At 67.1% G+C, this 25895-nt stretch carries 24 protein-coding genes; 8 read left to right on the top strand and 16 right to left on the bottom strand.

All coding sequences use genetic code 11. From position 1 onward, the window contains the following. Positions 1-78: 78 nt before the first annotated feature. Positions 79-2064, bottom strand: a complete 1986-nt coding sequence (locus tag JLDANKMP_RS18025) for a transglycosylase SLT domain-containing protein (protein ID WP_212561780.1) — start codon at positions 2062-2064, stop codon at positions 79-81. Positions 2065-2214: 150 nt separating this feature from the next. Between JLDANKMP_RS18025 and JLDANKMP_RS18020 the strand changes: the two genes are divergently transcribed. After that, positions 2215-2622 (top strand): biopolymer transporter ExbD, encoded by a 408-nt coding sequence (locus tag JLDANKMP_RS18020; RefSeq protein WP_212561779.1) that lies wholly within the window; start codon positions 2215-2217, stop codon positions 2620-2622. Positions 2623-2631: 9 nt separating this feature from the next. Here JLDANKMP_RS18020 and JLDANKMP_RS18015 read toward each other — a convergent pair whose 3' ends face one another. Continuing rightward, positions 2632-2973, bottom strand: a complete 342-nt coding sequence (locus JLDANKMP_RS18015; RefSeq protein ID WP_134948574.1) for a hypothetical protein — start codon at positions 2971-2973, stop codon at positions 2632-2634. Between the two features lie 362 nt (positions 2974-3335). Between JLDANKMP_RS18015 and JLDANKMP_RS18010 the strand changes: the two genes are divergently transcribed. Further along, on the top strand, positions 3336-6197 hold the full coding sequence (locus JLDANKMP_RS18010) for a TonB-dependent receptor (RefSeq protein ID WP_005414478.1): 2862 nt from the start codon (positions 3336-3338) through the stop codon (positions 6195-6197). A gap of 108 nt (positions 6198-6305) precedes the next feature. Here JLDANKMP_RS18010 and fhuE read toward each other — a convergent pair whose 3' ends face one another. The 3 genes from fhuE to JLDANKMP_RS17995 all read right to left on the bottom strand — a co-directional run bounded on the left by fhuE (position 6306) and on the right by JLDANKMP_RS17995 (position 9680). Continuing rightward, positions 6306-8465 carry a ferric-rhodotorulic acid/ferric-coprogen receptor FhuE gene (gene fhuE, locus JLDANKMP_RS18005; protein WP_212561778.1) on the bottom strand — a complete coding sequence of 720 codons (2160 nt, stop codon included), beginning with the start codon at positions 8463-8465 and terminating at the stop codon, positions 6306-6308. 171 nt (positions 8466-8636) lie between these two features. Beyond that, entirely contained in the window at positions 8637-9188 is a 552-nt protein-coding gene (locus tag JLDANKMP_RS18000; protein ID WP_212561777.1) for a M23 family metallopeptidase, read from the bottom strand. Between the two features lie 9 nt (positions 9189-9197). Further along, positions 9198-9680, bottom strand: a complete 483-nt coding sequence (locus tag JLDANKMP_RS17995) for an Lrp/AsnC family transcriptional regulator (RefSeq protein WP_005411028.1) — start codon at positions 9678-9680, stop codon at positions 9198-9200. Between the two features lie 72 nt (positions 9681-9752). Between JLDANKMP_RS17995 and JLDANKMP_RS17990 the strand changes: the two genes are divergently transcribed. Next, positions 9753-10622: an EamA family transporter gene (locus JLDANKMP_RS17990; protein ID WP_212561776.1), complete on the top strand. Its 870-nt coding sequence runs from the start codon at positions 9753-9755 to the stop codon at positions 10620-10622. 112 nt (positions 10623-10734) lie between these two features. On the opposite strand, the gene JLDANKMP_RS17985 is transcribed toward JLDANKMP_RS17990, so the two are convergent. From JLDANKMP_RS17985 to JLDANKMP_RS17970, 4 genes are all read right to left on the bottom strand, one after another. Beyond that, positions 10735-11472 carry an endonuclease/exonuclease/phosphatase family protein gene (locus JLDANKMP_RS17985; RefSeq protein WP_021202520.1) on the bottom strand — a complete coding sequence of 246 codons (738 nt, stop codon included), beginning with the start codon at positions 11470-11472 and terminating at the stop codon, positions 10735-10737. A 53-nt stretch (positions 11473-11525) separates the two neighbouring features. Continuing rightward, positions 11526-12359 (bottom strand): thiol:disulfide interchange protein DsbA/DsbL, encoded by an 834-nt coding sequence (locus JLDANKMP_RS17980; protein ID WP_180886878.1) that lies wholly within the window; start codon positions 12357-12359, stop codon positions 11526-11528. Positions 12360-12466: 107 nt separating this feature from the next. Beyond that, entirely contained in the window at positions 12467-13117 is a 651-nt protein-coding gene (locus JLDANKMP_RS17975) for a thiol:disulfide interchange protein DsbA/DsbL (protein ID WP_032960695.1), read from the bottom strand. A 106-nt stretch (positions 13118-13223) separates the two neighbouring features. Then, positions 13224-14024 carry a c-type cytochrome gene (locus JLDANKMP_RS17970; protein ID WP_014648400.1) on the bottom strand — a complete coding sequence of 267 codons (801 nt, stop codon included), beginning with the start codon at positions 14022-14024 and terminating at the stop codon, positions 13224-13226. Positions 14025-14180: 156 nt separating this feature from the next. Between JLDANKMP_RS17970 and yihA the strand changes: the two genes are divergently transcribed. Next, entirely contained in the window at positions 14181-14783 is a 603-nt protein-coding gene (yihA, locus tag JLDANKMP_RS17965; protein WP_005411022.1) for a ribosome biogenesis GTP-binding protein YihA/YsxC, read from the top strand. A 91-nt stretch (positions 14784-14874) separates the two neighbouring features. On the opposite strand, the gene JLDANKMP_RS17960 is transcribed toward yihA, so the two are convergent. The 3 genes from JLDANKMP_RS17960 to JLDANKMP_RS17950 all read right to left on the bottom strand — a co-directional run bounded on the left by JLDANKMP_RS17960 (position 14875) and on the right by JLDANKMP_RS17950 (position 18076). After that, on the bottom strand, positions 14875-15846 hold the full coding sequence (locus JLDANKMP_RS17960) for an MBL fold metallo-hydrolase (protein WP_212561775.1): 972 nt from the start codon (positions 15844-15846) through the stop codon (positions 14875-14877). A gap of 704 nt (positions 15847-16550) precedes the next feature. Next, positions 16551-17375, bottom strand: coding sequence for an AraC family transcriptional regulator (locus JLDANKMP_RS17955; protein WP_049433568.1), 825 nt, complete (start codon positions 17373-17375; stop codon positions 16551-16553). Further along, positions 17372-18076: a VIT family protein gene (locus tag JLDANKMP_RS17950; protein ID WP_012481248.1), complete on the bottom strand. Its 705-nt coding sequence runs from the start codon at positions 18074-18076 to the stop codon at positions 17372-17374. The genes JLDANKMP_RS17955 and JLDANKMP_RS17950 overlap by 4 nt, the downstream gene beginning before the upstream one ends. Positions 18077-18228: 152 nt before the next feature. On the opposite strand from JLDANKMP_RS17950, the gene JLDANKMP_RS17945 reads away from it, so the two are divergent. Beyond that, positions 18229-19593 carry a glutamate--cysteine ligase gene (locus JLDANKMP_RS17945; RefSeq protein ID WP_049450587.1) on the top strand — a complete coding sequence of 455 codons (1365 nt, stop codon included), beginning with the start codon at positions 18229-18231 and terminating at the stop codon, positions 19591-19593. A gap of 122 nt (positions 19594-19715) precedes the next feature. Here JLDANKMP_RS17945 and JLDANKMP_RS17940 read toward each other — a convergent pair whose 3' ends face one another. Then, the gene (locus JLDANKMP_RS17940) at positions 19716-20774 is read right to left on the bottom strand and encodes an NAD(P)-dependent alcohol dehydrogenase (RefSeq protein WP_212561774.1); all 1059 of its coding nucleotides are present in this window, start codon (positions 20772-20774) and stop codon (positions 19716-19718) included. Between the two features lie 107 nt (positions 20775-20881). Here JLDANKMP_RS17940 and JLDANKMP_RS17935 point away from each other — a divergent pair, with 107 nt between their 5' ends. Further along, entirely contained in the window at positions 20882-21766 is an 885-nt protein-coding gene (locus tag JLDANKMP_RS17935) for a LysR family transcriptional regulator (protein ID WP_005411016.1), read from the top strand. A 157-nt stretch (positions 21767-21923) separates the two neighbouring features. Here the strand turns inward: JLDANKMP_RS17935 and JLDANKMP_RS17930 are convergent, their stop codons facing one another. After that, a complete protein-coding gene (locus tag JLDANKMP_RS17930) occupies positions 21924-22586 on the bottom strand; it encodes a TetR/AcrR family transcriptional regulator (protein WP_212561773.1) in 663 nt (220 codons plus the stop codon). Between the two features lie 76 nt (positions 22587-22662). On the opposite strand from JLDANKMP_RS17930, the gene JLDANKMP_RS17925 reads away from it, so the two are divergent. Continuing rightward, positions 22663-23358 (top strand): hydrolase, encoded by a 696-nt coding sequence (locus JLDANKMP_RS17925; protein WP_212561772.1) that lies wholly within the window; start codon positions 22663-22665, stop codon positions 23356-23358. Positions 23359-23370: 12 nt separating this feature from the next. Here JLDANKMP_RS17925 and JLDANKMP_RS17920 read toward each other — a convergent pair whose 3' ends face one another. Beyond that, positions 23371-23787, bottom strand: a complete 417-nt coding sequence (locus tag JLDANKMP_RS17920; protein WP_049403557.1) for a VOC family protein — start codon at positions 23785-23787, stop codon at positions 23371-23373. 114 nt (positions 23788-23901) lie between these two features. On the opposite strand from JLDANKMP_RS17920, the gene JLDANKMP_RS17915 reads away from it, so the two are divergent. Beyond that, positions 23902-24579, top strand: a complete 678-nt coding sequence (locus JLDANKMP_RS17915) for an SMI1/KNR4 family protein (protein ID WP_005411012.1) — start codon at positions 23902-23904, stop codon at positions 24577-24579. 101 nt (positions 24580-24680) lie between these two features. On the opposite strand, the gene JLDANKMP_RS17910 is transcribed toward JLDANKMP_RS17915, so the two are convergent. Continuing rightward, positions 24681-25784, bottom strand: coding sequence for an alkene reductase (locus tag JLDANKMP_RS17910; protein ID WP_212561771.1), 1104 nt, complete (start codon positions 25782-25784; stop codon positions 24681-24683). Positions 25785-25895: the final 111 nt, after the last annotated feature.

The raw sequence follows: 25895 nt of genomic DNA, 5'->3' as shown, positions 1-25895 counted from the left end.
GCCAGCAGGCTCATCGTTTCACTCCAGGGCGTGGATACCGGGGAATGCCGGCCAGCGGCCGGCAGTACCGTGTTGCGATCAATCCCCGCCCTGCTCGGCGTTGGCGGCGCAGCTGAAGTTCTTGCGCTTGTCCACCAGGCGGCCCATCAGGCGGTCGCTCAGCGGCAGTGCATCACCATTGAGGCGCCAGTCGTAGATCACGCTGAAGGCCAGCACACGGGCGACGTACTCGCGGGTTTCCTTGTAGCTGATGGTCTCGATCCACAGGTCCGGGTCAAAGCCCGGGCGCTGGCTCTGCCAGCGCGCGGTCGGGGTCGGGCCGGCGTTGTAGGCGGCGATGGTCACGTACGGCAGGCCGTCGTACTTGTTCATCAGCTGGCGCAGGTAGGCGGTGCCGATGGCGATGTTGGTGTCCGGGTCGTAGAGGCTGTCGGCGCCGCCGTAGCCGGTCAGGCCGATCGACTTGGCCACACCGGCACCGGTGGCCGGCAGCACCTGCATCAGGCCCATGGCGTTTGCAGGCGAGCGCGCACGCGGGGTGAACGTGCTCTCGGCGCGGATTTCCGCCGCCACCCAGGCCGGATCGATCGCGTTGCGTGCCGATTCGCGGCGGATGGTGGCGTCGTGGTGCAGCGGGAAGCGCAGGTCGTACAGGCGCTGTTCCTGCGGCTGCTTGCCGAGCGCGAACACGGCGCGGTCGAACCAGCCGTTGTCCTGCGCGACGCGTACCGCGAGGCGGCGCTGGGTGTCATCGAAGCGCGACAGTGCGCTGTTCCATTCGGCCACGGCCCAGCCGGTGCGGTCGATCTGGTACAGCGCCATCGCGCGCTGGATGGCCGGGTCACGCGCGATCACCGCCTGTGCCTGCGCGCTGTCATTCGGCTTCCAGGGGCACAGGGTGTAGCCCTGCTGCAGCTTGTCGGCAGCCAGGAAGCCGTGGAAGGTCGGTGCGCGCGCGGCCTCGCGGAACAGCGGCTGCGCCTGCTGGGACTGGCCGGTCTTCTCCAGCAGGCGGCCTTCGAAGTAGCGCCAGCGCGGGTCGCTGCGCTGCTTGCTGCTCATCTTGCGGATCGCGGTCAGCGCTGCCGGCCAGTCGCCGCGCGACATCGCTTCGCGCACGCGCCATTCGTGCAGGCGTTCGTCATACGCCGATTCCGGCACTGCGTTGAGGCGGCGTGCCGAATCGGGCAGGTAGGAGGCCACCGTCCACAGCGCGATCTGGTACAGCACCTGGCCCTGCTGCTCGGCACTCAGGCCGAGCGCCTGGGCGTACTGCGGCAACTGCTGTTCGGTGGCGGCCGGGTCGGCCTTGGCCAGCTTGGCCAGGCCGTCGGTGGCGATGCGCCGGCTGCGCTCGTTGCGCGGCCAGTTCAATGCGCTGGCATTGGGCTTGTCGACAAAGGCGGCGTAATTGTTGGCCAGCGCCAGGTCGGTGGCAGGCAGGCCACGTGCGGCGCTGCGCATCACGGCCGGCTGCTGGGCGTCGGCGGCGGCATCGATGCGTTCCCAGCGCAATGCGTCACTCAGTCCGCCCTGTGCCTGCAGCACGGCGAAAACGGCGTCACAGCCGTCTGGCAGCGACTTGCCGTTCTTGCGCCACAGGTCCTGCGCCTCGCTGATCCACTGCGGATCGACCTTGCCCGTCATCTGGCGCGCGGTCAGCTGCGCACAGCGCAGCCCGACGTTGTCGGTGGGCGCCCAGTTGGCGAGCAGCGTGGGCCAGTCCTGGCGGCGCGCGACCGAGGGCAACCACACGCTGCGGAACGTGTTGGCCACGGCCTGGCCGTCGTAGCGCTTGAGGAAGGCCTGCGCCTGCGCGGTATCGACGGTGTCGATGTTGCGGCGCAGGTTGGCGTACTCCAGCCAGCCGTAAGCCGGATGGCGGCTGAGTGCGGCGGCTTGGCCGGGATCGAACTGGCCGCGTTCGGCGGCAGCGATCGCGGCCTTCAGCTGCGCGTTCTGGGCGTCGAGGGACTGGGCATTGGCGCAGCCGATCAGCAGCGAGGTGGCCAAGGGCAGCAGGGACAGGGCGGTCGAAGAGCGTCGGGTCATGGCGCCCAGCATAGCGGGGGCTGGCTGAATTCAGTTTCGCATTGCGTGCACGCCGGGCGTCGGCAACGACAGCTGAACGAACCCGTACAGGCACTGCCGCAGGTGACGGAAGGCGACGTACTGTCGGCCTTGGGCGAACGGCCCGGCTGCACGGAGCGGCACATGGCGTTCAGTAGCGCAGGAAGAAGCGGCCCGCTGACGGACATCAATGTCACGCCACTGGTGGATGTGATGCTGGTGCTGTTGATCATCTTCATCGTGACCGCGCCGATCGTGGCCCGGCCGATTGCCGTGCAGCTGCCACAGTCCACCGATCGCACGATCGATCGCCTCGAACCGCCACCGCCGATCGAGCTGAGCCTGGACGCTGGCAACCAGCTCAGCTGGAATGGCCAGCCGATGGTCATCGGCGATCTGCAGGCGCGCCTGCAGGCACAGGTGGGCGAACATGCCGGCAACCTGCCGGAGCTGCGCATCGCCACCGATCCGGCGGCCGAGTACGAAGGCATGGCGCGGATTCTGGCCGCTGCCGAGGCCACCGGTATGGAGCGCATTGCGTTCGTGCGGTAGGGCGTTGTCTCACTGCCGCTCATGCGGTGATTGCTGCATGAGCGGCGCTTGCCCTGCTGACAGTGTCGCATCCAGGATCCGCAGAAAAGCCATTTCAATCTGCGCTGGAACCGCTGTCGGATGTGCTCGCCACTTTCTGCTCTCAGGGTCATGTTCAACGTCGAAAGCAGTCAACTCGGCTCTCTCGAAATCCACCACAACCGTCAGTCCCTCTCCCGAGGCCAAGGCCGCATCGCTGGGAGAGGGGCAGTTGTTGCACTCGATCACGCCGCCTGCCCTTGATTCGCCTGCCAAGGAAAGAAGCAGCGTCAGTACCATCATGACGCCCGGCACGGCAGTTGCTGCTTTCATGATCGATCCTCCCGCGAATGGCTGCAGGTGCGAGTCTGCACGGGGTCGACTAGCGGGGCCTTCTAAACGAAGGAATTTCAAACTATTCCTGAAACGGTCCGGCAAAGACCTTTTTCATGAATGCGGCAGCTCCCGGCGCGCGCTGTCGCAGCCAGCATCAAGGCTGCCTGCTGCGAACAGTATCGTCCGGTCATAACCTGCAGCTATCTGACGTAATCGGCCTGCAATTGCGTCAATTCCGCGTGAAATAGTGTCGATCATCACGCCGTGATTTTTACCACTTGTTTACAAAGGAGACGCTGCCGCCACGCAGGGGGGAGCGCGGCAGTCCATGTCCCGACATTCCTTTGGAGAGAGAGCGAATGATTCACCTGCATCACCGCCCGTTGGCGGTTGCCGTTGCGCTGTGCGTGACGGCCCTGGCACCGTTGGGTGCCGCTGCGCAATCCACCACCAACCTGGATGCGGTGGAAGTGACCGGTACCCGCATCAAGCGCGCTGAAGTCGAAGGCCAGGTGCCGATCCAGACATTGACGCGCGGTGACATCGAACGCACCGGCCTGACCTCGATCGGCGAAGTGCTGCAGCAGCTCACCGGTTCCGGTTCGGCGCTCAACGCCAAGTTCAACTCGTCCGGCAACTTCGGTTTCCCGCCCGATGGCAGTGGCGTGGGTGCCGGCTCGGCGCAGGTCGATCTGCGCCACCTGGGGGCCAAGCGCGTGCTGGTGCTGGTCGATGGCATCCGCTGGGTCAATGAGTCGTCCGCCTCCGGCGTCGGCTCGGCTACCGATCTCAATACCATTCCGCTGGCCATCGTCGAGCGCATCGAGGTGCTGGAAGATGGCGCGTCGTCGCTGTACGGCTCCGATGCCATTGCCGGCGTGGTCAACATCATCACCCGCCGTGACTTCGATGGTGGGCAGGTGACGCTGAACTACGGCGAGTACAGCAAGGGCGACGGCACGCAGAAGGGCGTGGACCTGGCCTGGGGCAAGAGTGGCGACCGCTTCAGCCTGTTCCTGGGCGCCAGCTGGACCAAGCAGGATCCGGTATTTGCCAAGGACCGCGAGCAGTCGCGCTTCCCGATTCCCGGCACCGGCCTGGCGTTCGGCAGCGGTGGCATTCCGCAGGGCCGTTTCATGTTCACCGACCCGAACACCGGTGCGGTGCAGAACATCGTGCCCAATACCGGCGTGAGCAATCCACGCTACGACGGCAGCGCCGGCTGCAGCCGCACGGATGACTACCACTGCTTCACCACCGCCGACCGCTTCAACTTCGCCGAATACAACATGGTGCTGACGCCGTCGGAGCGCAAGGGCCTGTTCGGTCAGTTCCGCTTCGACATCACCGACAACGTGCAGTGGTACGTCAAGGCACTGGGCAACCGTCGTGAGTCGACCAACCAGGCCGGCCCGGAGCCGCTGTTCTTCGGCCCCGATGGCGCCACCGGCAATCCGCTGGCCGACAACATCGTGGTCTCGCGCCTGAATCCGTACAACCCGTTCGGCTTCGATCTGGTTTCCGGCGACAACATGAGCCTGATCGGTCGTCGCCCGGTGGAAGGCGGTGCGCGCGTGTTCAAGCAGAAAGTGGACACCACCTACTTCGCCACCGGCCTGGTCGGTGATTTCCATGCCGCCGACCGCAGCTGGTACTGGGACGTCAACGGCATGTACAGCAAGAACAAGGCCGAACAGACCAACTACGGCAGCTATGACATCTACAAGGTGAACATGGCGCTGGGCGATCCGTCCGTCTGTGCGGCCACGCCGGGCTGCGTGCCGTTGAACATCTTCGGCGGCGTCGGTTCGATCACCCCGGACATGCTGAAGTGGATCCAGCCGGTGGTGCGCGACCGCAGCCAGAACGAACTGAGCCTGTTCACCGCCAACCTGTCCAGCGAGCTGTTCTCGCTGCCGGCCGGTCCGGTATCCTTCGCCACCGGCTTCGAGTACCGCAAGTACAAGGGCTCCTACCAGCCCGATCCGCTGACGGTGATCGGCCACTACAACGGCGTGCCGTCGCAGCCGACCTCCGGTTCCTACGACGTCAACGAGGCCTACCTGGAGTTGAGCGTGCCGATCTTCGCCGATTCCTCGTTCGGCAAGAAACTGGACCTGAGCCTGGCCGGCCGCTATTCGGACTACTCCACCTTCGGTGGCGAGTTCACGCCCAAGTACGGCCTGCGCTGGCAGGTGACCGATGACTTCGTGCTGCGCACCACCTACGCCGAGGGCTTCCGCGCACCGTCGATCGGTGAACTGTACGGCTCGGCGGCGCGTGCCGACCTGCAGCTGTTCGACCCGTGCTCGGTGGGGCTGGGCGGCACTCCGCCGCGTGGCAGCGCCGCCAACTGTGCCGCGCTGGGCGTGCCGGCCGGCTTCCAGCAGGCCAACTCGCAGATCTCGGTGACCACCGGCGGCAACCGCGAACTGGAGCCGGAACGCTCGCGCAGCTTCAGCGCCGGCTTCGTGTGGAGCCCGTGGTTCGGCAACAATGCGTCGTGGTCGGAGCGCTTCGACGTGGAGGTGACCTTCTACCGCCATGCCATCGATGGTGCGATCCAGGCGATCAACGCGCAGACCCAGCTGGACCTGTGCGTGGATACGCTGGACCCGGTCTACTGCGATGGCATCACCCGTGCCAGCACCGGTGCGGTCAGCAGCTTCAACAACCGCCTGACCAACCTGGGTTCGATCAAGACCGACGGCTGGGACGTGGATCTGTTCTGGACCCTGCCGCAGACCTCCATCGGCCAGTTCAAGCTGGCGTGGAAGAACACCTTCGTCGGCCGTTACGAGGCCACCGGCGCGGCCGGGCAGAAGCAGCCGCAGAAGCCGGGCGTGGAAGTGGCCGACAGCTCGATTCCGGAGTGGACCAGCAATGCCAGCATCGGCTGGACGATGGACCGCTGGAGCGCCAACTGGACGGTGCGGCACATCTCCGAGCTGACCGAGAACTGTGGCGATGCCGCGGCCTTCCCGGTGTGCAGCAACCAGGCAGCGGGCACCAACACGCTGTCGGCCACCACCTTCCACGACATGCAGGTGGGCTACAAGATCGACTGGATGAAAGGGTTGCAGCTGACCGCCGGCCTGAACAACGTGTTCGACAAGGATCCGCCGATCTGCCTGTCGTGCTCGTTGAACGGCTACGACGCTTCGACCTACGACATCCCGCGTGGCCGCTACTGGTACCTGCGCGCGGATCTGCGGTTCTGATGTGAGAGTGGCGCCGGGCTCAGCCCGGCGCCGTTGTAGCGTCGAGCCATGCTCGACTGTCCTGCATGATCGAGTCGAGCATGGCTCGACGCTACAAAGCCGGTTGGATCAGAACGACCAGGTGAACGTCAGCGAGCCGTTGCGGCCATCGCCATACGCACCGTAGCCGTTGATCTGCGACAGGTACTTCTTGTCCAGCAGGTTGTTGAGGTTGGCCTGCACGCTGAACTCCGGCGAGATGCGGTAGCGCACGAAGGCGCTGACCAGTGCATAGCCACTCTGCTCGATGCGGCCGTAGGCAGGTACCGGGTAGTAGATGCGGTTCTGCCAGTTGGCACCGCCGCCGACGGTCAGTTCCTGCAGCGACTGCGGGGTGTAGCTGGTGAAAAGCTTCAGGGCGGTCTGCGGCAGGTTGGTGTTGATGTCGGCGTCGTTGATGTCCTTGGCCACGTAGCGCGAGGCGCCGAAGGTGGCATTCCAGCCCGGTGCCAGTTCACCGTTCACCTCGAACTCGAAGCCACGGCTGACGGTGCCGCGTGCGGCGCGATAGGCGAACTCGTTCGGGCTGCCCTGCACCGGCTCGCCGGTGGCTTGGCCGACGTTGTCCTGTTCGATGCGGAACACCGCCAGCGAGGCATTCAGGCGGTTGTCGAACCATGCCCCCTTGACGCCCACCTCGTAGCTCTTGCCATCGACCGGATCGAGATAGCTGCCGTCGCGATCCTTCAGCGTCTGCGGCTGGAAGATCTCGGTGTAGCTGGCGTAGGTCGAGTACGTATCGTTGATGTCGAACACCAGCCCTGCATACGGCGTGGTAACCTTGTGTGCGCGGTCGGCGCCTTCGCCTTCGCTCTTCCAGTCGGTGTAGCGGGCGCCGATGATCAGCTTCAACGGATCGGCCAGTGACAGGCGTGCGGCGGCGTAACCGGCCTTCTGGGTGATGGTGCCCTGGCTGGCCAGTGCCAGCGGGTTCCAGTTCGGCTCGCTGATGTTGCCGGTCCAGTGCAGGTAGCTGGTGAACGGGTCCCAGGTCTTGCCGGCGCCACCGACCTGGTAGTCGCCATAGTTGGCATAGTCGCGCTTGTTGTAGCTCAGTCCGGCCATGAACTGGTGCTCGCGGCCGAACAGCTGGAACGGACCGTCAACGTAGCCATCAACACCGGTGACCTTGCGCTCGGTGTTGTAGAAACCCGCGGAAGGCGAGATGCCCGTGCCGTTGGTTCTGTCGAAGTTCGATGCGCCCGTGGTCCAGTCGTTGTATGCCGGGTAGAACAGCTTGTCGTCGGCCTTGGTCTCATCGTGCGTGGCACCGACCTTGAACTTCCAGCCATTGCTGAAGGCGTGCTGCAGGGTGGCGAACGCGCGCTTGCTGGTGGTGTCCCAGTAGGTCCAGTCCGGGCTGGCGTTGAACGATTCGTCATAGCCGGTGCGCGAGCCATCGGAGTACAGCATCGGGAAGCCGCCCCAGGTCGCGCCGTTGGCGCGCTTCTGCTGGTAGTCGTAGCCCACGCTCAGCTGGGTGTCCGGGGTCAGGTCGGCGTCGATGACCGCATAGCCCAGCGTCTTGCGCTGGTTGTAACGATCCATCTGGCCGTCGGTGTCCAGGTAGCTGCCGATCACGCGGCCGCGCACGGTGCCGGTGGCGTTCAGCGCACTGCCCACGTCCACCGTGGTGCGGGTGCGGCCCCAACTGCCGACGTTCACCGAGACGCTGCCGGTCAGTTCGGCGCTGTCGGCATGCTTGCGGATCAGGTTCACCGACGCGGACGGATTGCCGGCACCACTGAGCAGGCCGGTGGCACCACGCACCACTTCCACGCGGTCGTACAGCGCCAGGTCCAGGCCGGAATCACCGTAGCTCCAGTTCTGCACCATCTGCGTCGGCAGGCCATCGAACTGGTAGGCATCGATGTAGAAACCGCGCGCGTAGAACTCGGTGCGTTCGCTGTCGGACTGGGTGCTGGTCACGCCGGTGGTGTTGGCCAGCACGTCGATGATGTCGTCGAGGTTCTGATCTTCGATGCGCTGGTGGCTGATGATGCTGATCGACTGCGGGATCTCGCGCGGGGCCAGGTCGAAGCGGGTACCGGCCGAGGTGCGGCGCACCGAATAGCCTTCGGCGCGTTCACCCTTCACCGCCACCTTGTCGAGGTTGGTCGGATCGGCGGCGGTTTCGGCGAAGGCGGCCGGGGCCACGGCGCAGAGAACGGCGAGCACGGCAACGGACAGCCGTTGTGGCTGCGGCGTACGGAAGACGGAACGGGTCATGGGGGTCCTGGACGAGCACGCGCGCTCGGCCGGCATCCAGAGGCGTGGCGCTACGGGTGGGAAACGGACGGGCAGGCCGTCCTGGCACCACCGGAAACGAAAGAAATGGTAATACGAACTATTCCTGTTTACAAATCATGAACAGATCGATCTGCGGGTGTGCAGTGGCAGTCAGCGCAGCAATGGCAGCGGGTTTCGCGCGCCGTCGGTGCCGTAGACGCCCCAGTGCAGGTGCGGCGGCGTGCCCTTGGCGTTGCCGCTGTCGCCGACATGGCCGAGCAGATCGCCGGGCTGCACCACCTGGCCGCGTACCAGGCCGTCGGCCCAGTCCTCCAGATGCGCGTAGTAGTAGCGTTCGCGCCCGGGCCCGATCACCCAGACCTGGCGCCCGCCGAGCCCGCGTTCGCTGACATCCGCGACGACACCGGCCGTGGCGCTGCGCACTGGGGTGCCGCGTTTGGCGAAGATGTCGATGCCGGCGTGGGAGCGGTCACGGCCACGTGGCGCGCCGAAGGTATCGGCGATCTGGCGTGGCCGCACGCCGTCCACCGGGACCGGTAGTTGCGTGGCCGGCGGCATCCGCGAGAGCGCCCACAGCATCTTCGGTGCGGCCGCCCATGGGCTGTTCCACAGCGTCATCGCCGCGACGAGCGCAATGGCCAGCCACAGGCCACGCAGCAACCAGCGGCGAAGGCGGTGGGCGTGGGAGGACGGTGTATTCATGGCTCGACGCTACAGAACCGGTGTCAGCGGGACCTCGAAACTCCGCTTCAACGTGCCCAGCGCCACCGAGGTGCGGAAGCGCTCGATGTTGTCATCGCCGCCGAACAACCGCTCGGTGATGGCCTCGTACTCTTCCATCGACGCCGCCGAAAGCAGCAGCAGGAAATCGCCATCGCCGGTGATGGAGTAGCACTGCTGTACCGCCGGGTCGTCCTGCACGCGGCGCCTGAACGGCGCCACGCGGTCGCGCTGCTCGCTGACCACGCGCACCTCGACGATGATGGTCAGCGGCCGACCGATCTTGGCTGCGGCGACCACCGCCACGTTGGCCGCGATCACGCCACTGTCCTGCAGGCGCTTGATGCGCCGTTGCACGGCCGGGGTGGACAGGTGCACGGACTCGGCGATTTCGCGCTGCGGCAGGGTGTTGTCCCGCTGCAGGAGGTCGAGGATGGCGCGGTCGAAACTGTCGAGCACGGGAGCGATGGCCATGGCGAGCAGAAGTTGCACGAACGGGCCGTCAATTGAGCCAAGTGCTCGGCGCTGGCGCAATAGACTTTGCCCATGCAGACCCCACGACTCGCGCCGATGTTGCCGGCGCTGGCGGTGCTTGGCTCGGTCACCTCGCTGGCCATCGGCACCTCCTATGCAAAACACCTGTTCCCGCTGATCGGCGCGCAGGGCACCAGCGCGCTGCGCGTGGGCTTCTCGGCGCTGTTTTTGCTGCTGTTCTGGCGGCCGTGGCGCTGGAAGACCAGCCGCCCGGATGCGATCACCATCCTGCGCTACGGCCTCACCCTGGGCCTGATGAACCTGCTGTTCTACATGGCCCTGCGCACCATTCCCTTCGGCATCGCGGTGGCCATCGAATTCACCGGGCCGCTGACGGTGGCCATGCTGTCGTCGCGACGGCCGATCGATTTCCTCTGGGTGGGCTGTGCGGCGGTGGGGCTGCTGTTGCTGCTGCCGATCGGCGGTGGTCCGGCGCTGGATCCCGCTGGCGTGCTGTATGCGATGGGGGCTGCGGCGTGCTGGGGCCTGTACATCGTGTTCGGCAAGCGTGCCGGCCACCTGCATGCCGGGCATTCGGTGTCGCTGGGGCTGCTGGCGGCATCCCTGGTGGTGGTGCCGGTGGGCGTGGTGCATGCCGGTGCCGCGCTGCTCGACCCGAAGATCCTGGCCGCCGGGCTGCTGGTGGCGCTGGTGTCCAGCGCGATCCCGATGTCACTGGAGATGATGGCGCTCAAGCGGCTGCCGAAGGAGACCTTCGGCATCCTGATCAGCATGGAACCGGCGGTGGCCGCGCTGTGGGCCATGCTTCTGCTGCACGAGCACTTGCATGGGCTGCAGTGGCTGGCGATCGGCTGCACGGTGCTGGCCTCGGTGGGCAGCACGACGACCGCGCGGCGCCTGAAGGCACCCGTCACCGCCTGAAAAAAAGGGGACGGAGGGGATTAAGTCGTTTATGCCCCGATTTAGGGGGGCGCCGGGCGGCGGCCGGCGCAGAGCGTGCGGACCAACGGTCCGCACCTACCGTAAGGGCGAGTCAGCGCAGGGCGTCGGCCGGGACGTCGATCTGCATCGCCAGGGCGAGGTGATCGGAGAACGCGGCTGGTACGGCTTCCACGGTACGAGTCTGCAGGCCACTGCTGACCAGGATGTGGTCGATGGCGCGGTCGGGGCGCCAGCTGGGGAAGGTCGGCACGATGCAGCCCGGGGGCTGCAGCCGGGTCTTCTGGTACAGCACCTGCATTTCCGGGCGTTCGGCCAGGCAGTTGAAGTCGCCCATCAGCACCGCGTTGGGGTGGTCGGACAGCAGCTCGGCGATGAAGCCCAGCTGCGACATCCGCGAGCCCGCGCCCAATGACAGATGCGCCACCGCCACCGCCAGGCCATCGGTACCGTCGCCGAACTTGGCCAGCAGCACGCCGCGCCCGCCGATGCGGCCGGGCAGGGCATGGTCCTGCACTTCCACCGGTTCCAGCTTGCTCAGCAGGCCATTGGCACTGGACGCCACGCCGCCCATGCGCCGGTTCGGCTGGTGGCTCCAGTAGTTGAAGCCGGCGCGCTGGGCCAGGTAGTGGGTCTGGTTGGTGAAGCCCGAGCGCAGGCTGCCCGGATCGGCCTCCTGCAGGCCGACGATGTCATGGTCGCGCGCCAGGGTGGCGATCGCGTCCAGGCTGCTGCGCTTGCGCCCCGCCGGCAGCGCATGTGACCAGCTGCGGGTCACATAGTCGCTGTAGCGGCGGGTACTTGAGCCGGCCTGGATGTTGGCCGTCAGCAAGCGCAGGGTCCGTGTACGGGGGGAATTCACGGCCGGGAAATGCTTCTCTTGGATCAGTGAGCCTGGGCCGCACCGCGTTCGCGGGCGATCAGGTGGTCGGCGATGCGCAGCATGTCCGGGAAGCTCTTGCCCTTCACCAGGTACTTGCCGTTGACGATGATCGACGGGGTGCCGCTGATCTGGCTGCGCTGGGCGAACTGCTTGGCCGAGTTGGTCTTGGCGTTCACCGCGAAGCTGCCCATGGTGGCGGCGAACTGCTTCGGATCCACGCCATAGGCGGCGTAGAACTTGGCGATGTCTTCCACCGAGTCACGGCCGCGCTCGCCCTTCAGGGTCTTCTGCGAGTGGATGGCGGCGTACAGCGCTTCGTGGGTCTTTTCCTGCACGCCCAGGGTCTGCGCGGCGTAGAAGGCACGGGCGTAGTCATCCCAGGTGCCGCCGAACATGGCCGGCACGTAGACGAAGTTCACGTCGCTGGGCAGGCCGGCCTTCCACGGGCCGACCAGCGGCTGGAATGCGGCGCAGGCCGGGCAGACGTAGCCGAAGATCTCGGTCACTTCGATCTTGCCGGCAGCCGGCTGGAACGGCTGGCCGTTCGGGATCACCTGGTAATCGGCGCCTTCCACCGGGGCCGGGCCGGTCAGCGCGGCGGTGGTCGGGGCCGGCGCCGCGGCGGGGGCGGCTTCGGTCGGGGCCTTTTCGCCTTCGGCGGCAGCCGGAGCGGTGCCTTCGCTGCCCGTGGCCGGCGCAGCGGCCGGTTCGGCGGTGGCCGGGGCGGCTGCCGGTGCGGCCGGGGCCGCGGTGGTGTTGGTGCTGCCGTCATCAGCCTTGCAGGCAGCCAGGATCGGCAGCAGCGCTGCGAGGGCGAGGGCGTAACGGATCTTCATGGAAACGTCTCCAGCATCTGGAAAGGTGGGGGCCGGCGCCAGGCGCCAGCCAGGGGGAAATGATGACATGCGGCGGCGACAGCGCCGTGTCGAGGGTGGGCGTTGGTTCAGCGGCCGCGGGCGGCGCGGGCCTGCGCGATCAGCGCCGAGGCGATGCGCAGCTGGTCGTCGAAGCTGTTGCCCCGCACCAGGTACTGGCCGTTGATGATGATGGCCGGGGTGCCCGGGATCTTGGTGCGCTGGGCGAACGCGCGCGCGGCCTCGACCTTCTTCTGCACGGCATCGCCGCGCAGCGCCTGGAGGTAGCGGTCCGGGGTCACGCCGTAGGCCTTGTAGAACGTGGCGAGCTCATCGGCCGAGACGTTCTGCATCGGCAGCGATCCCTGCTCGTGCAGGGCCTTGAACACGGCAGCGTGGCTGCGCTTGGCCACGCCGACTTCGTCGGCGGCGTAGTAGGCCAGTGCCCAGGCATCCCAGGCGCCACCGAAGGCCGCCGGCACCGGGGTGAAACGCACGTCGGCCGGCAGCTTGGCCGCCCAGGCTTCCAGCTGCGGTTCGAAATGGGCGCAGTGCGGGCAGGTATAGCCGAAGACCTCGACCACTTCGATCTTGCCGGCCAGCGGCTGGAACGGGCCTGGCTGGGCGATGCGCTCGTAGTCTTTGCCCTCGACCAGCGGGGCATTGGCGGGGGTGGCGGCGCAGGCTGCCAGCGGCAGCAGCACCAGCACGGACAACAGCAGGCGGGAAATCAACCTCATCGACACGCATCTCCGTTGAAAAAAGCAACGCCGGCGCGGTCGCCGGCGTGAAGGAAACATACCGCAGCCGTGGGCCGGCGTCGCGGCCCGGGCCGACCAGTGGTGGTCAGGGGGCGGCAGCCGGTTGCGTCGGCGTGGCCGCAGCGGCTACATCGTCGGCCTTGTTGTGCAGGCCCTGCAGGTAGCTCGACAGCGCCTGCACCTCCTGCTCGCTGAGCTTCTGCGCGACCGTGGCCATGATCTGGAAGTGCGCCTTGTCGGTCTCGTTGGTCTGGCCGGCCTGGTACTCCTGCAGGCGGCGCGCGACATAGCTGGCGTGCTGCCCACCGAGGTGCGGATAGGCCGGGCCGGGATTGCCGGCACCGCTGGGGCCGTGGCAGGCCATGCAGGCCGGCAGGCCGCGCTTGGCATCGCCGCCGCGGTACAGCTGCTGGCCGATCTCGTAGAACTTCATGCCCTTGTAGGGGCCATCGGTCACTGCCGTGTCATCGGCGATGCCGGCGTTGGCCTTCTGCGTGGCGAAGTAGGCGCCGATATCGCGCATGTCCTGCGGGGTGAGGTTCTGCACGAACGGCACCATCGCCACCGCCGCGCCGGAACTGCGCTGGCCATTGGCGATCAGGGCCATCTGCTGGGCCACGTAGCGTTCGCTCTGGCCAGCGATGGACGGATACATCTCCACCGTGGAATTGCCGTCGGCGCCATGGCAGGCCGCACAGGCCGTCGCCTTGGTCTGGCCGGCCTTGGCATCGCCCCAGTGGGTCTTGCTGAAGTCCACCTCCAGCGAGGCGGTATTGATCGGCCCGTTGTCGGGCAGCGGGGTCAACGTGGTCTGCGCGAACGCAGCAGCGGCAACGACTACAGCAGTGGCAAGGGCGGATACGGCAAGAACGCGAGCGTGGCGCATGCTGAAGCTCCGTATGGACCGGGCCGGACGGTGGCCGCCGGCATCGCCCGGATTATCAACGCCGTTTCCGCGCACGGTCAACGCAGCAGTGCAGCAAAATGGCCGCAGCGGCCGCCGGCACGGGCGCGCGGCGCCGCAACATGCGATCCTAGGCACATGTCATTGCTCATCGAACGCGCCCGTTACCACCTTTCGGCCCACAACGTGCGGCAGCTGCCGCCCGACGAAGGGGCTGAAGTGGCCTTCGCCGGCCGCTCCAACGCCGGCAAGTCCAGTGCGCTCAACGCGCTGACCCGCCAGAACGCCCTGGCCCGTGTCTCCAAGACCCCCGGCCGCACCCAGCAGCTGGTGTTCTTCCAGGTCACCCCGGAAGCGCATCTGGTCGACCTGCCCGGTTACGGCTACGCCAAGGTGCCGCTGGACCTGCAGGCGCACTGGCAGGCCTTCATTGACAAGTATTTCCGCACCCGCGAGGCCCTCAAGGGCCTGGTGGTGGTGATGGACATCCGCCACCCCCTGAAGGACTACGACCGGCAGATGCTGTCCTATGCCGTGCAGCGTGGCCTGCCGGCGCACGCGTTGCTGACCAAGGCCGACAAGCTCAGCCGCAGCCAGCAGATGCAGTCCCTGCAGAAGGTGCGCAAGGAGCTGCAATCGGCTTACGGTGACAGCGTCAGCGTGCAGGTGTTCTCCGGCGAAGACCGTACCGGCGTGGACGAAGCCCGCGGCGTGATCGGCGGTTGGCTGGGGCTGGAATAAGGCATTTACGGTCGCCCGGCTGGCAGCCGGGCGCTACCGGGCAGCCGGCCGCTACCCGATCGGGTGGGTGCCGACCTTGGTCGGCACACCCTCACAACGGCGAATACTCCGCCGGCACCCACGCATAGGCCTGGCCCTCGCCACGCACATGGCCCAGGCCCGGGAACGGCAGGTGCGCACCGGCCACCCACCAACCGTTGGCGGTGGCCTGCTGCAGCAGCCCGCGACGGCTGGCGATGGCCGCCTTGCGGTCCGAATCGGCCTCGAATGCCGCTTCTGGGTGCGCGAACTGCACCGCATGGAAGTGCAGCACATCACCCCACACCAGCAGTGACTGGCCCTGGCTGTCGAACCGGTAGGAGACATGGCCGGGGGTATGGCCGTGGGTGTCCATCGCCACCGCGCCACCGGGCAGGGCATCGCCGGGGCTGAACGTGCGCAGGTGGCCGCTGGCCTGGTAGGGCGCGACCGCGTTGCGTGCCAGCGGGAAGGCGAAGCGCACGCCCTTCGGCGCCGTGGCCTCGCTGGCCGGGCTGAGCCAGTAATCGGCATCGGCCTTGGACAGCCACACCGTGGCATTCGGGTAGGCCGGCTTGCCCTGCGCGTCGAGCACGCCGCACAGATGGTCCGGGTGGGCGTGGGTCAGCAGCACCTCGTCCACCTCGGCCGGGTCCACGCCGGAGGCGCGCAGGTTGCCCAGCACTTGGCCCAGGCCGGGGCCGAAGCACTGCGCGGTGCCGGTATCGACCAGGGTCAGGTGGTTGCCCTGGCGCACCAGGAAGGCGTTGATCGCGGTCTGCAGGCCCTTCTTGTCTTCCGGTACGTAGCGGCCTTCCAACAGGCGGCTGACCAGTGTCGGCGGCACGTCGACCACTTCCTGCCGGCCCAGCGCGACCACGCCGTCGAACAGGGCGGTGACCTGCAGCGCACCAACGCGCTGGTGGTAGACGCCGGGCACCTGCTGGGTGGGAGCGGGCGAGGTGGCTTCGGCCAGTGCAGCCAGCGGCAGGGACGACAGGGCCAGCAGCAGGGCGCCGCGCAGCGGCAGGGGACGCAGGGTCATGGCGGTTCTCGGTGGATGACGGGCGGTTCCGTTGTGCCCAGAGTGCCGTGGCCGGCGTGTGCACGGCGCTCAAACCACTGCGCGGAATGCTCAGGGAAGGGGTGTTGTCTGCAGGGCTGCGCCCTGCACCCGCTACGAGCCAGGGCAACGGCCGAAGCAACAGCAACAGCGACAGCGGGCTATCCGTGGGATGGCGGGGTGGGTCCGGTTGCGGGAGACGCCGTAAACCCGTCCATGGGGGCTTGGCCGCGGCATCCATGCCGCGGACACTCCCGCAACCGGACCCACCCCGCCTTCGACAGTTTTCCGCGATCTGTTGGAACGACGTATTGCCTTGGTGGGTGTCGACCTTGGTCGACACAGTAGATCCACGCCATGCGTGGATAATTCATTCGATATCTGACAGAAAAATCGTGTCGACCAAGGTCGACACCTACCAACAGCCGCGCGGAACAAAGCCGCAGTTGCCAACAGCCGAGTGAACCTGTCGAAGGCGGGGCGGTGTGGGTGGGCAGGACCGTTGGCGCCATGGATGGCGCCATCGAGCCCCCATGGATGGGTTTACGGCGTGTCCTGCCCACCCACACCGCCCCGCCATCCCACGGAATGCCGCTCTGGCTCTGGCTCTGGCTTTGGCCGTTGCCGTTGCCGTTGCCGTTGCTGTTGCATTGAGCGGGTGCAGGGCGCAGCCCTGCCGAACCCCCTCAAATGTCTGTGGGAGCCAGTCCGTACTGCTCGGCGAAGCGCTTGCTGAAACTCGCCGCAGACCGGTAGCCCGCGCGCGCTGCCACGGTCTTCAACGGCAGGTCCGTGGTGTAGAGCAGCTGCATGCCATGCGCCAGCCGTGCCTCGGTGAGCAGCTGGCGCAGGCTGGTGTCTTCGGCGGCAAGACGGCGGCGCAGGGTCGCGCCGCTCAACGCGAACTGTTCTTCCACATCGCGCGATTGCCAGTCGCGGGCCGGTTCGGCGGCGATGCGGTCGCGGATCTGTTCGCCCAGGCTCGGTGCCTGCGGCAGCAGCAGGTTGCCGTGGCCCTGCCGGCACAAGGTCAGTACCAGCGAGGCCAGGGCCAGCCGCGCTTCGCTGTAACGACCGTCCTGCAGCGATTGCCGCCACTGGCGCAGCACCGCGCCATGATCGATCAACGGCAGTCGCGCCATCACCTGGCCTGGCACGGGAAGCTCCTCGCTCCACAGCGTGCGTGCGGCCGCCAGCACTTCGGCACACAGCGGCACGATGGCACTGAGGTAGCGGCCACTGCGTGGGTCGGGGGTGTTGACCACATCGATGCGGCAGCGCTGGGTCAGCAGCAGGATGTCGCCGGGGATGAACTCCAGCGACTGGTGCGCGGTACGCACCTGCTTGCGGCCTTCCAGCAGGATCGCGAACTGCGGTTGCGGAATCTCCACCGAGCTGGCGCCATGTTCGCGCCGAGCGGTGATGCACGCATAACCTTCGGCGCGTGCGCAGCCGGCCAGGCTGGCCATCTCGGCCAGCAGTGCGGTAACTGGCGGCAGCATGCCGGTCATGTCACCTGGGCGCCGAACAGGCGACCGACGCCTGCAGCGGCGGCCATTGCCAGTGCGCCCCAGAACATCACCCGGATCGCGCCGCGTACCGGCGGGGCGCCGCCGGCCTGGGCTGCCACCGCGCCGGTCAGGCACAGGCCGAGCAGGGTACTGGCCGTGGTCATCAGTGCGACCTTGTCGACCGGCGCCAGCAGGGCGGTCAGCACTGGCAGCGCCGCACCGCAGGTGAACGCACCGGCCGAGGCCAGCGCTGCCTGCAGCGGGCGGGCGCGCAGGGTATCGGTGATGCCCAGTTCGTCGCGGGCGTGGGCACCCAGCGCATCGTGGGCGGTGAGCTGTTCGGCCACCTGCCGCGCCAGCGCAGGCTCCAGGCCGCGGTGGCGGTAGATCGCGGCCAGCTCCTCCAGTTCGCTGTGCGGATCGTCGCGCAGCTCGCGCTTTTCCATTGCCAGGTCGGCCGCTTCGGTGTCGGCCTGGGTCTGCACCGAGACATATTCGCCCGCCGCCATCGACATCGCGCCGGCCACGGTACCCGCCACGCCGGTGGCCAGGATGGTCGCAGCCGAGGCGCCGCTGGCGGCCACGCCGACCACCAGGCCAGCCACCGAGACGATGCCATCGTTGGCGCCCAGCACGGCGGCTCGCAGCCAGCCGACGCGCTCGGAGCGATGCAGTTCGGGGTGTCGTGAATGGCGGCTCATGGCTCTGAGTGTACGAGGGTCAAGAGGGCGTCGGTAGGATGCTGAAACCCGTCACCGTCGCATGACGCAACGGGGTGCCACGCTATAGTGCGCCCTTGCGATGGAAGGCCGCGAGCCCCACATCCCCCGCCACCGTCCAGCGAGCCTTTCCCTTGTCGAGCCCCAGCCACGTCGCCGATACCCCCATTACCGACCGCTCGCAGCTGGTGGAGGTGATCGCCTCCGGCGAGAAGCCCCGCGCGCAGTGGCGCATCGGCACCGAGCACGAGAAGTTCGGGTTCCGCCTGGATGACCTGCGCCCGCCGACCTTCGAAGGCGAGCGCGGCATCGAAGCGCTGCTCAACGGCCTGGTCCGCTTCGGCTGGGAGCCGGTGCAGGAGAATGGCAACACGATCGCCCTGCTGCGCGATGGCGCCTCGGTGACGCTGGAACCGGCCGGTCAGCTGGAACTGTCCGGCGCGGCGCTGGAGACCATCCACCAGACCTGCGTGGAGACCGGCACCCACCTCAACGAAGTGGCACAGGTGGCCGGCGAACTGCAGCTGGGTTTCCTCGGCATGGGCTTCCAGCCGAAGTGGAAGCGCGACGAGATGCCCTGGATGCCCAAGGGCCGCTACAAGATCATGCGTTCGTACATGCCCAAGGTCGGTTCGCTCGGCCTGGACATGATGACCCGCACCTGCACGGTACAGGTGAACCTGGACTACGCCACCGAAGCGGACATGGTGAAGAAGTTCCGCGTATCGCTGGCGCTGCAGCCGATCGCCACCGCGCTGTTCGCCGATTCGCCGTTCACCGAAGGCAAGCCCAACGGCTACCTGAGCTACCGCTCGCACATCTGGACCGACACCGACGCTGACCGCACCGGCATGCTCGACTTCGTGTTCGAGGATGGCTTCGGTTACGAGCGCTATGTCGATTACCTGCTCGACGTGCCGATGTATTTCTCCTACCGCGATGGCATCTACCACGACGCCAGCGGGCAGAGCTTCCGCGATTTCATGCAGGCCAGGCTGCCGGTGCTGCCGGGCGCGCTGCCGACGCTGCGCGACTGGTCGGACCACATGACCACCGCGTTCCCGGAAGTGCGCCTGAAGAAGTACCTGGAAATGCGCGGCGCCGATGGTGGTCCGTGGAGCCGCCTGTGTGCGCTGCCGGCGTTCTGGGTCGGCCTGCTGTACGACGACGCTGCGCTGGACGCTGCGTGGGACCTGGTGCGTGACTTCACCCTGGCCGAGCGCCATGCACTGCGCGACGGCGTGCCGAAGCATGCGATGAACCTGCCGTTCCGCAATGGCACGGTGCGCGACCTGGCCCGCGAAGCCGTGAAGATTTCCGTCGAAGGCCTCAAGCGCCGCGCGGCGCGCAATGCCGACGGCCAGGACGAGAGCAAGTTCCTGGACGTACTGCAGGAGATCGTCGAATCCGGGCTGACCCCGGCCGAGCGCAAGCTGGCGCTGTTCCATGGCCGCTGGCACGGCGACGTCGATCCGGTGTTCCGCGAGTTCGCGTACTGAGTGGATTGCGGTAGTGCCGGCCGCTGGCCGGCAGCCAGGCGGGGGCGCCGGCCAGCGGCCGGCACTACCAGAAGAAAAACCCCGGCATTTCCGGGGTTTTTCATTTCCACATCTGCGTTGGATCAGGCCGCGTTCTTCATCGTCGCCATGTCGATCACGAAGCGGTAGCGCACATCGTTCTTCGCCATGCGTTCCCAGGCTTCGTTGACGTTCTTGATGTCGATCATCTCCACATCGCTGACGATGCCGTGCTCGGCACAGAAGTCCATCATTTCCTGGGTTTCAGCCATGCCTCCAATCGCCGAGCCGGTCAGGTACTTGCGGCCGAAGATCACGCTGCCACCGGTCAACGGCGGGTCCAGTTCGGTCAGCACGCCGACCAGGCACATGGTGGCTTCACGCTTGAGCAGGCCCATGTACGGGTTGGTGTCATGGCCGACCGGAATGGTGTTGAGCAGGAAGTCGAAGCTGCCCGCGTGCGCCTTCATCTGCGCGGCATCGCGCGAGACCAGCACCTCATCGGCGCCCAGGCGCTTGGCGTCGGCACCCTTTTCCGGCGTGGTGGTGATCATCACCACGTGCGCGCCGAGTGCCTTGGCGAACTTCACGCCCATGTGGCCGAGGCCACCGAGGCCGATCACGCCGACCTTCTGGCCCGGGCCGACCTTCCAGTGGCGCAGCGGCGACCAGGTGGTGATGCCGGCGCACAGCAGCGGGGCGGCGGCCTTCAGGTCGAGGGTGTCGGACACCTTCACCACGAAGCGCTGTTCGACCACCACGTGGTCGGAATAGCCGCCGTAGGTCGGCGCGCCGCTTTCGCGTTCACGGCCGTTGTAGGTCCAGGTCGCGCCCTCTGCGCAGTACTGCTCCAGGTCGTGCTCGCAGGCATCGCAGTGGCGGCAGGAGTCGACCATGCAGCCGACGCCGGCGTGGTCGCCGACCTTGAAGCGGGTGACGTTGCTGCCGACTTCGGTCACGCGGCCGATGATCTCGTGGCCCGGCACCATCGGGTAGATCGAGCCACCCCAGTCGTCGCGGGCCTGGTGCAGGTCGGAGTGGCAGATGCCGCTGTAGAGAATCTCGATGCGCACATCGTCCGGGCCGACCGCGCGGCGTTCGAACTCGAAGGGCACCAGCGGGTCGGTATGGGAGTGGGCGGCGTAACCACGGGCGAGGGACATGGGGAATCCTTGGCAGGGTTTGTCGAAAGGCGTTTTACAATACGCCCCGTACCCAGCCGCAAGAAGCACGGATATCGGCATGATTCATCAAGTGAAACTGCACAATCATGGCCACTGACAATCTCACCCACCTGGCCGCGTTCGCGGCGGTCGCCCGTCACCGCAGCTTCCGCCGTGCCGGCGCCGAGCTGGCGCTGTCGACCTCGGCGGTGAGCTATGCGATCCGCGCGCTGGAGGAACGGTTGGGCGTGGGCCTGTTCCATCGCACCACCCGCAGCGTGGCCCTGACCGAGGCCGGGCAGCGCCTGCTGGAACGCCTGCAGCCCGCGCTGGGCCAGGTGAATGACGCGCTGGAGGAGATGAACCAGTTCCGCGCCGCGCCGGCGGGCCTGCTGCGTATCAATGCTACCCGCGCCGCAGTGCCGACCCAGTTGGGGCCACGGCTGGCGCGCTTCCTGCACGCCCATCCCGACGTGCGGGTGGAGCTGACCGAGAACGATGGCCTGGTCGATATCGTTGCCGAAGGCTACGACGCCGGCGTGCGCCTGCACGAGTTCGTACCCGAGGACATGGTGGCAGTGCCGATGGGCCCACCGCTGCGTGGCTTGATTGTCGGCTCGCCGGACTACCTGCGGCGGCGCCCGGCGCCACAGCATCCGCGCGACCTGGCCACACACGAATGCATCCGCTTCCGCTTCGCCAGCGGGCATCTGTACAAGTGGCAGTTCGAGCGCGGTGGGCAGGCGCTGGAGATCGATGTACCGGGGCGGCTGACGCTGTGCGAGCAGGGCACCGTGGTCAGAGCGGTACTCGATGGCATCGGCCTGGCCTATGTGCTGGAAGACACCGCCCGCCCGTACATCGAATCCGGCCAGATGGTGGCAGTGCTGGAAGACTGGAGCGAACCGTTCGCCGGCTTCGCGCTGTACTACCCGAAGCAGCGGCAGATGCCCGGTGCGTTGCGCGCGTTCGTGGACATGCTGCGCGAGTGAGTTGCTGCAGGAGTGCCGAACAACGGTCGGCACCGTGGAAGGCCATTGCCGACCAACGGTCGGCACCCACCGGGGAAGGCCATTGCGGGGCAGGCCATTGCCGACCAACGAATCGGGATCGGCCGGTAGATCCACGCCACGCGTGGATGGAGCAACCTTACGGCGCCTGCAACACCGGCGCTAAGTACGCCACGCAGTCGCGCAGGTGCACGTCCACCGGCGCATCCTCGGCCACCACACCGATCACGCGTTCGCGCAGCGGCTCGGCCACGGCCATCGCCAGCAGCAATCGCGCCATGCGAACAGGATCTCCCTCGCGCAGCAGCCCACGCTGTTGCTGGCGCGCCAGCCAGTCGGCCAGCAGCGCACGGCCGCGTTCGATGCCATTGTCCAGATAGGCCTGCAGCAGCGCGTCCTTGCCGGGAAAGTCGGTGGCCAGCAGGCGGAACACCTGCACCGCCTGCGCCGACAGCGCCTGCGCGCACATCGCGTGCAGGATGTCCTGCAGCAACGGCAGCACCTCGTCGGCATTGCGCGCATCGCGCTGCAGTTGTGGCGCGAAGCCGTCGGTCCACTCGCGCACCGCCAACCCGACCAGTTCCTCGCGGTTGCTGGCGTGGCGGTACACGGTCTTCTTCGCCACCCCGGCGTGCGCCGCCACCGCTTCGATGGTGGTGGCCTCGTAGCCCTGCGCCAGCAGCAGCTCCAGCGTGGCCTGCAGCACGGCATGGCGGACTTCGGCTTCCGGTCGCGCAGGGCGGCCGCGGCGGCGGGTTGGTGGAGGTGGCTCGGGCAGGGTGGTGCTGTTCATTGCGCCCATCTTACCGCATCCGGACAATTGCGAAACGAATAACGTTTCCGTATTGTCGAATCTCCCAACATCGCAGGAGACCCCGATGGATACCGCTGTGAATGCCCGCGCCTGGCTGGACCACCACGATCTGCTCGACCCGGCACCGATGCGCCTGGAAACCGGCATCCAGCGCCGCGAAGACGGCACCCTGCTGGTGGCGGTGCGTACCGATCTGCACGGCTGCAAGGGCCGTATGCTGGACTGGTGGTTCACCTTCTTCGAGACCACCCAGCACATCCGCTGGTGGCATCCGGTCGATCATGTCGAGCATCGCGGCTGGGACGCGGCCTGGCAGCGCGGACGCAGCTACCACGGTGCCAGCATCCATGCGGTGGAATCGCTGGCCGACATTCCGCCGGTGGCGGCGCGCCTGAAGTTCCATGACCCGCGCACGCTGCTGGTGCCCGAGCGCCTGCAGGCGGCACAGGATGCAGGCGATGTATCGGCGGTGATCGCCGCGCGCATCGGCTTCGGCGACCACGTCCGCCTGGATGCAAACGGTGATCCCTGCGACGGGCAGATGCTGCACGTGGCGCGTGATACGCCGTTTGGCTGTGTGCTGCGCAGCCGCTTCGTGCTCGGCCTGGACAGCGCCGATCCACGCTGCGATGCCGGCGATGCGGTCGGCCTGGGCCTGCTCAAGCATTGCTACACGGAGTTCAGTTTCCTCTCGCGCCTGCTGCCGTCGCTGTACTACGGCGAGCGCGCCAACGGCGAAGCGGTGCCGTTGCCGTGGTGAACGTGGCGCCTGTCATTCGACCAGCGCGTCGTAGCCTTCGCCACTGAACTGGATCAGACAGAAGCCGTGGCCGAACGGATCGGCCAGCACGGCGATGTGCCCCCAGCGACGCTCGCGCACGGACTGCTCGAGCGTCGCCCCGGCTGCGACCGCACGTACCAGCGCGGCTTCGATGTCATCCACCACCCAATCCAGGTGCAGCGGCGTCCAATGGCGCTCGTAGTCGCGCACGTCGCCGTCTTCGGTGGCGGCGCTGCCGGCGTCGTTGTGCAGCAGGTAGAGCGGCGTTGGCCCACCGAGCAGCTCCACGGCGCCCGGGCCGAGACGGCGGCCGATGCGCAGGCCGAAGGCCCGGATGTAGAAGTCTTCGGCGGCGGCCAGGTCGGGCACGTCGAGGTTGACGATGAAGCTGTGGGCAGTGGCGTTCATGGCAGCGATGGGCGGCATCCGGTGGTCGCAGTCTAGTCCTGCCGCGTGCTGCGACCCGTTCATCTCCTGCGCGGATTCGGGCAAGCTGGGCGGTCTCTATCGACAAGGACATCCATGAGCGCGCTATCCGGCATCGAACAGGCCACCGGCCAGTCCTTCCCGCCCCTGTTCAAGCAGCTGCACGCAGCGGATCGGTTGAGTTGGGGTGCCCCACATCCGGAATGGTCCGAGGTGGTATTCCCGACGCTGCAGGCGGATCCGCCGGTGCTGCTGTATGCCCAGGACTATGAGCCCCTGGAGGACGATGAGCTGCTTGAGGCGTGGCAGGAGTTGACTGCGGAGGATCATTACAATCCCCTGCGCACTGACCTGCAGTTGCTGCCCTTTGCGCGGACCGGCGGTGGCGACAGCTACTGCTTCTGGAGCAACGCGCCCGGCTTTGCCGAGCCCCCCGTCGTGCTGGTGTGGCATGACGATGATCGTGCCGATGTGCTGGCCGCCAGCTATCAGGATTTCCTGTTCCGCAAGATGGTCGAAGCCGTTGCTGACTACCAGGGGCCGTACACGCTGCTGTCGCACGGCGAGCTGGCCAGCAACCTGCGGCGCTGGCTGCAGAGCCACCAGCCGTTCCTGCGCGATGACCAGTACGCAGCCCTGCAGCGGCTGTTCGCCCGCGTTGACGATATCGCTGAAGGAAACATCAGCGACGAGGATGCACAGGCCATCGTCGCTGAGGTGATCGGCTTCGAGCGGTTGGACGAGTCGTTCGCCTACGTGCGCGAGGACGCCTGAAGGCCGGGGTCGGATCCGCGCGCAGCGTGGCTCTGACGCCTTGTGCGCCGAACAGGGGTCAGAGCCCTTTCCGTTGGAAAGGGCTCCGACCCCGTGGGGGATCAGCCCGCGGCCGGGTAGTCGAGGTAGCCTGCTTCGCCGCCACCGTAATAGGTGCTGCGGTCGGGCGTGGCCAACGCGATGTTGCGCTGCAGGCGTTCGACCAGATCCGGGTTGGCGATGAACGGCTGGCCGAACGCGGCCAGGTCGATGGTGCCCGCTTCGACCAGCTGCAGGGCGCGTTCGCGGGTCATGCCACCTGCCAGGATGACGGTGCCACCGTAGGCCTGCCTGAACTGCCGCAGAAACGCCTCGCCCAGCACCGACCGGCCCGCCTGCAGGTTGTCGTTGAGGTGCACGTAGGCCAGCCCACGCTTGCCCAGTTCCTCGGCCAGGTACAGATAGGTGGCTTCGTTGTCGGGGTAGAACGGCATGTCGAAGGTGAGGTTGTTCGGTGCCAGGCGCACGCCGATGCGATGCGCACCGATACGCTGCGCCATCGCATCGACGGTGTCCAGGATCAAGCGCGCACGATTGGGCAGCGGGCCGCCGTAGCGATCATCACGCTGGTTGATGAGCGGGTTGAGGAACTGCTCGAACAGGTAACCGTTGGCGGCATGCAGTTCGATGCCGTCGAAGCCGGCCGCAATGGCGTTGTCTGCCCCGCGCACGAAGTCGTCGACGATACCGGGGATCTCCGCAGTCTCCAGTGCACGTGCCGGAGTGGGATCGGCGTGGCCGCGGCTGCCATCGTCCAGGTACACGAACGAGGTGTTCTTCGGTGCGCTGGCCACCGGGCGGGTACCGGCGCTGACCGGTTGCCCACCGCCGGGCTGCAGCGAGGAATGCGACATGCGGCCGACGTGCCAGAGCTGGGCGAAGATCGTGCCCTGTGCGGCATGCACCGCCTCGGTGACACGCTTCCACCCGGCCACCTGCTCGGCCGACCAGATGCCCGGCACGTCGATGTAGCCCTGGCCCTGCGGCGAGACAGGCGTGCCTTCGCTGATGATCAGGCCGGCGCTGGCGCGCTGCCGGTAGTACTGCGCGGTGAGTTCGTTGGCGACCGCTCCGGGGTTGCGGGCACGGGTCATCGGCGCCATCGCGATGCGGTTGCGCAGGGAAGTGCCTGCAAGGTCGAAGGGGCGGAACAGGGCGGCGGTCATGTCGGTCATCTCGATGCGGGGGAAGGCGCCAGCGGCGCGATGCACACAGGATGGAGTTGACATGCGGGCGCATAAAGCGCTTCGATCTCCCTGGGTGCGGGACTATTTGTC

The organism is Stenotrophomonas sp. PE591 (assembly GCF_018320795.1).
Taxonomy (GTDB): domain Bacteria; phylum Pseudomonadota; class Gammaproteobacteria; order Xanthomonadales; family Xanthomonadaceae; genus Stenotrophomonas; species Stenotrophomonas maltophilia.
Note: the sequence above shows the minus strand (reverse complement) of the source record. Positions and strands in the feature narration are given on the sequence as shown.

Bases quoted from the DNA above. Each gene is read 5' to 3' on its own strand.
- JLDANKMP_RS17935 (WP_005411016.1), top strand. From the start codon at position 20,882: ATGGCCACTGACAATCTCACCCACCTGGCCGCGTTCGCGGCGGTCGCC.
- JLDANKMP_RS17950 (WP_012481248.1), bottom strand. From the start codon at position 18,076: ATGAGCCGCCATTCACGACACCCCGAACTGCATCGCTCCGAGCGCGTC.
- JLDANKMP_RS17990 (WP_212561776.1), top strand. From the start codon at position 9,753: ATGCAGACCCCACGACTCGCGCCGATGTTGCCGGCGCTGGCGGTGCTT.
- JLDANKMP_RS18015 (WP_134948574.1), bottom strand. From the start codon at position 2,973: ATGAAAGCAGCAACTGCCGTGCCGGGCGTCATGATGGTACTGACGCTG.
- JLDANKMP_RS17940 (WP_212561774.1), bottom strand. From the start codon at position 20,774: ATGTCCCTCGCCCGTGGTTACGCCGCCCACTCCCATACCGACCCGCTG.
- JLDANKMP_RS17955 (WP_049433568.1), bottom strand. From the start codon at position 17,375: ATGACCGGCATGCTGCCGCCAGTTACCGCACTGCTGGCCGAGATGGCC.
- JLDANKMP_RS17930 (WP_212561773.1), bottom strand. From the start codon at position 22,586: ATGGGCGCAATGAACAGCACCACCCTGCCCGAGCCACCTCCACCAACC.
- JLDANKMP_RS17995 (WP_005411028.1), bottom strand. From the start codon at position 9,680: ATGGCCATCGCTCCCGTGCTCGACAGTTTCGACCGCGCCATCCTCGAC.
- JLDANKMP_RS17915 (WP_005411012.1), top strand. From the start codon at position 23,902: ATGAGCGCGCTATCCGGCATCGAACAGGCCACCGGCCAGTCCTTCCCG.
- JLDANKMP_RS18020 (WP_212561779.1), top strand. From the start codon at position 2,215: ATGGCGTTCAGTAGCGCAGGAAGAAGCGGCCCGCTGACGGACATCAAT.
- JLDANKMP_RS18000 (WP_212561777.1), bottom strand. From the start codon at position 9,188: ATGAATACACCGTCCTCCCACGCCCACCGCCTTCGCCGCTGGTTGCTG.
- yihA (WP_005411022.1), top strand. From the start codon at position 14,181: ATGTCATTGCTCATCGAACGCGCCCGTTACCACCTTTCGGCCCACAAC.
- JLDANKMP_RS18010 (WP_005414478.1), top strand. From the start codon at position 3,336: ATGATTCACCTGCATCACCGCCCGTTGGCGGTTGCCGTTGCGCTGTGC.
- JLDANKMP_RS17925 (WP_212561772.1), top strand. From the start codon at position 22,663: ATGGATACCGCTGTGAATGCCCGCGCCTGGCTGGACCACCACGATCTG.
- JLDANKMP_RS17970 (WP_014648400.1), bottom strand. From the start codon at position 14,024: ATGCGCCACGCTCGCGTTCTTGCCGTATCCGCCCTTGCCACTGCTGTA.
- JLDANKMP_RS17960 (WP_212561775.1), bottom strand. From the start codon at position 15,846: ATGACCCTGCGTCCCCTGCCGCTGCGCGGCGCCCTGCTGCTGGCCCTG.
- JLDANKMP_RS17980 (WP_180886878.1), bottom strand. From the start codon at position 12,359: ATGAAGATCCGTTACGCCCTCGCCCTCGCAGCGCTGCTGCCGATCCTG.
- fhuE (WP_212561778.1), bottom strand. From the start codon at position 8,465: ATGACCCGTTCCGTCTTCCGTACGCCGCAGCCACAACGGCTGTCCGTT.
- JLDANKMP_RS18025 (WP_212561780.1), bottom strand. From the start codon at position 2,064: ATGCTGGGCGCCATGACCCGACGCTCTTCGACCGCCCTGTCCCTGCTG.
- JLDANKMP_RS17975 (WP_032960695.1), bottom strand. From the start codon at position 13,117: ATGAGGTTGATTTCCCGCCTGCTGTTGTCCGTGCTGGTGCTGCTGCCG.
- JLDANKMP_RS17920 (WP_049403557.1), bottom strand. From the start codon at position 23,787: ATGAACGCCACTGCCCACAGCTTCATCGTCAACCTCGACGTGCCCGAC.
- JLDANKMP_RS17910 (WP_212561771.1), bottom strand. From the start codon at position 25,784: ATGACCGCCGCCCTGTTCCGCCCCTTCGACCTTGCAGGCACTTCCCTG.